General features: G+C 44.2%; 3 protein-coding genes and 1 pseudogene. 2 read left to right on the forward strand and 2 right to left on the reverse strand.

The window, feature by feature from the left end; genetic code table 11:
• Positions 1-271: 271 nt before the first annotated feature.
• Both JGK16_RS01305 and JGK16_RS01310 read right to left on the reverse strand, forming a co-directional pair.
• The gene (locus JGK16_RS01305; protein WP_293174182.1) at positions 272-478 is read right to left on the reverse strand and encodes a hypothetical protein; all 207 of its coding nucleotides are present in this window, start codon (positions 476-478) and stop codon (positions 272-274) included.
• 81 nt (positions 479-559) lie between these two features.
• Positions 560-2,020: a hypothetical protein gene (locus tag JGK16_RS01310; RefSeq protein ID WP_293189357.1), complete on the reverse strand. Its 1,461-nt coding sequence runs from the start codon at positions 2,018-2,020 to the stop codon at positions 560-562.
• Positions 2,021-2,741: 721 nt separating this feature from the next.
• Between JGK16_RS01310 and urtA the strand changes: the two genes are divergently transcribed.
• Both urtA and JGK16_RS01320 read left to right on the forward strand, forming a co-directional pair.
• The gene (gene urtA, locus JGK16_RS01315) at positions 2,742-5,615 is read left to right on the forward strand and encodes an urea ABC transporter substrate-binding protein (RefSeq protein WP_293189359.1); all 2,874 of its coding nucleotides are present in this window, start codon (positions 2,742-2,744) and stop codon (positions 5,613-5,615) included.
• A 150-nt stretch (positions 5,616-5,765) separates the two neighbouring features.
• Positions 5,766-6,299 (forward strand): annotated as a pseudogene (locus JGK16_RS01320) (IS4 family transposase); the annotation flags it as partial.
• Positions 6,300-6,311: the final 12 nt, after the last annotated feature.

Below are 6,311 nucleotides of genomic sequence, written 5' to 3' on the forward strand. Positions count from 1 at the left end.
TCTTTCTGGACGGGCGGGACGCCCATCCCACAAACTTGTGTAAGTTATTAACTTTTCGTTCCTAATGACAACTCACAAACGTTCGCGAGCGAGGACGCTCGCGCTAATGACAAATAACAAATAACAAATAACAAATAACAACTAACAACTAACAACTAACAACTAACAACTAACAAATAACAACTAACAAATAACAACTAACAACTGACTTCAAAAAAAGAGTGTGGGCAAGACTTCATCTTACCCACACCCTAAAAAAACGTTATTAGTTTTAATCTACCTTGTGATGACATTCTTTATCTATTTTGTGCTGAAGTTCTTCTTTCAACTGTTCCACAGCGCGCATAGTTTGAGCTTTTTCTTGTTTCTGCTGGCCGAGGGCTTTTTCTGTTTCCTCGCCCAGCAATTTTTCCCTTGATTTTGGTAATGTAACTTCGCTGCCACTTACAGTGTGGATCTGGTTTTCTTCAATATTCATTAGTTTTCACCGCTTTTAAAAATCTAGGTAAACCTAGCAAGACTCAGCGGTTTAAGGTTCTTAAGCATTCTTTCCTATCGCTTACGCTTCCTCAATGTCAAGGTTGCCCAGGAAATCCCAGTTAGAGTTAGAATAGTAACTATGTCTATTAGTTATTATTCCAGATTGCTTGATTTTTTTATTCAGTTGATTCCACAGGCTCCAAACGTGCTTTGTTGAGTTCACCTCAACAAAGGCGGTTAAGGAGCCTGGTATTTTTTCCGACAATCTCATTCCCCTACGGCCGATAACTAACGCCGCTGCTTCATCACTAGCCAAACCATACATCCTCAGATATTTGACTAAACCAATAATACTAGAATAAGCAGGATTGACCGTTAAAAGCTCAATACCTCTGTTAGAAAGAATTGAGTTTAACAACTTAAACAACTCAGAATAAGCCCAACCTGATAGCATCCGAGCATATTTCTTGCCACGTTCTCTAAGTTGCTCTTTCTTGCTGGTAAAGTCTAATTCCTCGCAGACTATTGGACATTGAAACTTGATAGCTAATGCCGATAATTCTCGGCAAGCTTTAACAATTTGAGCTTGCTGTTGACCCTTGCGTAAACCAGTTTGTAGTCGAATTTTACCCTGTGCTTTCAAGTTACCTTCGGTATCAATATACGCCCAACCAATCGAGCCGGGATTCATGTCGATACCAATACAACCATAATCTACAGAACGCGATACCTGCTCAACATTGGAGGGCGTGAAACTAACAGCAACACACCATTTACCAGATTTATAATAGAAGTGCCAAGTTTTAGCGCCCGTAGCTGGTAATCGGTTAATATTGCGAGGGAAATCGCCAATATACGAATCTACATTTTTACCAAACTTAGATTCTAAACAAGCTGGCACTCTAACTCTTAAATTATCCCCATCCCACTGACACACTTGATTACCATAAGATTCATCTTTGGAACCCACGATAAAGGCTTGATTCTTGGGGACACGAACCCGCACAGGGATTGATTTTAGGACGGCTAATATTTGCCGATACCTGGTCAGCTTACGTTTTTTATTGTGTATCTGAAAGCGTAGGTTTTGCCAGTTAGTTTGTCTATACTTTAGGTCACTAGATAACGGAAATGCACAACCGCTTTTACTATTTTGCCAGTTCTTTTTAGCGTAAAACTTCCGAGCTAATTTGAGTTTTCTCTCAGCTTTTGTTAGCCAAGCTTCACAAGATTTAGCTTGATTTTCTAAGGTTTTTATGTGTGAAATCCGGCACTCCTTGGCGCTATCAACAGCACCCTTAGCCGATGAGATTACACCATTGGCATGACGTTTGCTAATACCGTAAGTTTTTTGTAGGTGCGTGTTCCAGTATGACTTGTTAAATCCTTCTCCTAACATCATAAAGTTGACAGTTTCACATACTGCTTTGTGAAATATTGGTGTGTAAGCGCTCAAAAACATTTCTAGCTGAGTTTTACCGATCGCGTTCAACTCATCTATCGGTGTAGAAAGTGCTTTGCAGTAAGTGATGCTGGTCATTGAGTTCGATAGTTGTCGGGTTCGCCTGACTTGATTTTTATATATTAACATCTATCTTAAATCTACTGACCACCCTTGAATTAACTTTTATTTCTAGGTAAATCTAGGTATTTTGGCAACTGCTGACAACCCTAATTTATGCCAAAAATATTTTCAACAAGGCTAATTCAAAGTTGACCTTACCTCGATCCTAAGGTAAAGCACGGAGAGTTCCCTCTGCCTGAAGGGTGATAGGGGCTGGGGAAGAGTGGGTGAGTTTTGAGGTTTGAGTATTATACTAAGAGCAATCTACCGAGAGTTACATCTCCCGGAAGCAAGATATGGGAATGGGAATAGTGTCTGAGTAGGTGCTATTAGTTGGTGACTCGCACGCAGCTAGGCGGTGAATGAGTTGGGGAGAGGAGATGGATGAGAGCGTGGGAGAGTGTAAAAGGCAAGAGGGAGATAATTTTTCTGCTGCATTGCACAAGTGGGTTCTACCGTTTGTTTGATGAGGCTGCTTAGACCTCCGTCACAGATTGAGAGAAAAATCGGTGACAGGTTAGTGCAGAATTAAGTCAATGCAGGAAGGTTTGACCGTTAAAATCAACAAGATGCAGCAATTGTCAAGTTGTGTGGCGATCGGGTGAAATAATCTGCTAAACCAGAGTTAGCCTCCGGACTAACTTCCCGCAGGATTGAACTAAAATTTCTGTTATTAGTAAAAAGTATCTAAAACCCTATGGGAGCAAGCAGCAGTAACCCCCTCGAAGCAGCCGGCCAAACTTGTGAGCCGATCAAAATAGGCGTGTTGCATTCGCTGACGGGAACTATGTCCATCAGCGAAATTTCTGTAAAAGATGCGACGCTGTTGGCTGTTGAGGAAATTAATGCGGCGGGAGGGGTACTCGGACGCCCCTTGGAAGCGGTGATAGCAGATGGAGCCAGCGATTTGCAGACTTTTGCTCAAAAAGCTAAGCAATTGCTCCAAGAATCGCAGGTGGCGGTGGTATTTGGTTGTTGGACTTCGGCCAGTCGCAAGGCGGTACTGCCGGCTTTAGAGCACGGCAATGGGTTGCTGTTTTATCCGGTACAGTATGAAGGGCTAGAACAGTGTCCGAATATTTTCTACACTGGTGCGGCCCCGAACCAACAGATTGTACCTGGGGTGAATTACTTGCTGGCTCAGGGGAAGCGGAAAATTTTCCTGTTGGGTTCTGATTATATTTTTCCCCGGACGGCAAATTTGATTGTGAAAGCTCAACTGGCTGCACTCGGAGGAGAGTTGGCGGGGGAAGTGTATCTGCCACTGGGTTCGAGGGAGGTGGACGAGGCGATCGCACATATTTTAGCAGTGAAACCGGATGCGATTCTCAACAGTCTTAACGGCGACAGCAATGTGGCTTTTTTCCTTCGTCTGCGGGAAGCTGGTTTGAAACCGGAGGATTTGCCGGTGATGTCGGTTAGCGTGGCAGAAGAGGAAATACGGGCGATAGGGCCGTCCAATATTGCCGGACATTGGGTGGTTTGGAACTATTTTCAAACTGTTGATACAGCGGAAAATCAGAAATTTGTTAAGGATTATAAAGCGAGATACGGGGAAAATCGTGTCACGGATGACCCAATCGAAGCGGCTTATTTGGGGGTTTATCTGTGGAAGAAAGCAGTAGAAAAAGCTGGTTCGATAGATGTAATTAAAGTCAGGGCGGCTGCTAAAAATATTGAGTTTGCAGCGCCTTCTGGCATGGTAAAAATAGATGCCAAAACTCAGCATACCTGGAAAACAGTGCGGATTGGTCAGGTGCGATCGGACGGTCAAATTGAGGAGATTTGGAATTCCGGGGCACCTGTACAGCCGGATCCTTTTCTCAAAAGCTACCCTTGGGCGGCCGCACTAAGTCCGAAGCAGATTTCTGTGGGTACTAGGGCTTCTTTGCTCGGGCTGTTTGTGATCATGGTACTGATCGCTTGGATGGCGGTGGGAGTCGGGTGGATGGGTTCTTTGGAGATGAAGAACTCTTTGCTGGCGATGCAGGCAGCATCAGCTCCAGCGGGGGCTGCGGAGGCAACAATGGCGGTGCTGGCCGAGCAAACTATGGCTGTGGCGAGTCGCACTCAGAGTTGGCTGGTGGGGGCTTTGGTTTTGAGTTCGATCGCAGGTATAGTTGCTTGTGTGTCGGTGTCGGCGATTATTCGGAATTTGGGTTTGCTCCGGGAAACTGCCCAACTGATTGCGAGCGGTGATTTGACGGCTCGATCGCCTGTGGTGTCTAATGATGCGATCGGAGTTCTATCTTCTACTCTCAATACAATGGCTCAGCAAATTAGCAGTTTGCTCAAAGGTTTGGAGGTGCGGCAACGACAGCTAGAAGAGCGATCGGGTGAATTGGAAATTGCTAAGAACGCTGCGGAAGCTGCTAACCGCGCGAAAAGCACGTTTTTGGCAAATATGACTCACGAATTGCGGACGCCCTTAAATGCGATTATTGGCTACAGCGAGCTGCTGCAAGAAGAGGCTCTTGAACTCGGCGAAGAAGAGTTTGTGATGGATTTGGCAAGCATTAATATGGCAGGCAAGCAGTTGCTGAACATTATTAGTGACATCCTGGATATTTCTAAAATAGAAGCAGGAAAGATGACTCTTTTCCTGGAGACTTTTGATGTCTTGAATTTAGTCGATCAGGTTATGACTACTGTTCAACCGCTGGTGGGGAAAAATGGCAATACTTTGAGTGTCAATTGCGATCGCGATATTGGTACGATCTACGCTGATTCGGCGAAGCTGCGGCAAGCGCTGTTGAATTTGGCCAGCAATGCTGCTAAGTTTACCGATCGAGGCAAAATTACAATTAATGTTTGGAAGGAAGAATCGGAAGTTTTGCCGGTGGAGAATTCCGAGGATCTCTCGGATATTGCCTCTGAATTTCACAAATATTCGATCGTGTTTCAAGTCACCGATACGGGCATCGGCATGACTGACGATCAGATTTCGAGGCTGTTTGGAGCTTTTTCACAAGCGGACGATTCGACTACCCGCAGGTACGGTGGCACGGGTTTGGGGCTTACTATTAGCCGAAAGTTTTGCCAGATGATGGGCGGGGATATTACAGTTGAGAGCCAGTTTGATTGCGGTTCTACTTTTACGATTCGCTTGCCGATGGCGATTAAAATCGAGAAAGAAGCCGAGGGCGATCGAACACCGGAAGAAACGGCGCAGCAAGAAGTGCGATCGCAAGCGCTGGAACTTCCTGATGCTGCGACTGTGCTAGTAATTGACGACGATCCTGACTCGCGAGATTTGATCGCCCGCTGCTTGTCGAAACAAGGATTTCGGGTACTCTCGTCAGCTAGCGGTGAGGCAGGGCTTGAGTTAGCTAAGGAGTCGCTACCTGATGCGATTACTCTAGACGTGATGATGCCGAGTATGGACGGCTGGGCGGTTCTCTCGGCCTTGAAAGCCGATCCGGAGTTAGCTAATATTCCGGTGATTATGTTGACTTTTTTGGACGATCAAAATCATGGTTTAGAATTGGGAGCGGCGGAGTATTTGAGGAAGCCTTTGGATTACAAACGCTTTGCTGATTTATTGAGTAAATATCAGCGCCCGCAAAAGTAGTCTGTTGACGGTTGACGGTTGACGGTTGACGGTTGACCATTTGTGACAAGTTAAGAAAAAGTGCAAATTGTCAAGGGGGTAGACTTGCAAGAGGTAAAATAGGATGAAACCTTGACCGGGTAAGCAGTTGAGCCATAATTGAACCAGTTTATGAGTAGCAAAAAACGAATCAACCGAGATCGTGCAAAGAAAAAAAATCGTCCTCAAGTAGAAAACGAAGCGATCGCGAATCACCTGGAAGATTTATTAATTCCAGCAATGGCGGCCCAAAAAACTTTTTATCGCCAACTAAATTTAAGAGATAGAATTTTAACACTACCGTTAATGATGGTCTCCGTATTAAGTTTATTATGGCGAGACGTAGCAGGAGTAACAGAATTAACCAGATTATTAAAGAGAGAAGGCTTTTTATGATGTCAGCCACAAGAAATTAGCCAACAAGCATTATCACTCAGATTTTTAACTTTGAGAGCTATTTTGTTTGAAAAAGTATTTAAAGAATTAGTACCTCATTTTCGACAAAAATGGTTGATGAGAAAGTCGAGACCATTACCAGATAGCGTACAATTTGCCTTAAAAAACTTTGAAAATATCTGCATAGCAGACGGCTCAACATTAGAAGCATTATTTCGTAAACTAGAAAGTTTATCAGATGTTCCAATTGGTAAATTATCCGGAAAAATGTGAGTAATAATA

The organism is Microcoleus sp. PH2017_09_SFU_O_A, from assembly GCF_020738625.1.
GTDB lineage: Bacteria > Cyanobacteriota > Cyanobacteriia > Cyanobacteriales > Microcoleaceae > Microcoleus.

Excerpts from the sequence above, each read along its gene's own strand:
- JGK16_RS01305 (WP_293174182.1), bottom strand. The coding sequence starts at position 478 with ATGAATATTGAAGAAAACCAGATCCACACTGTAAGTGGCAGCGAAGTT.
- JGK16_RS01310 (WP_293189357.1), bottom strand. The coding sequence starts at position 2,020 with ATGACCAGCATCACTTACTGCAAAGCACTTTCTACACCGATAGATGAG.
- urtA (WP_293189359.1), top strand. The coding sequence starts at position 2,742 with ATGGGAGCAAGCAGCAGTAACCCCCTCGAAGCAGCCGGCCAAACTTGT.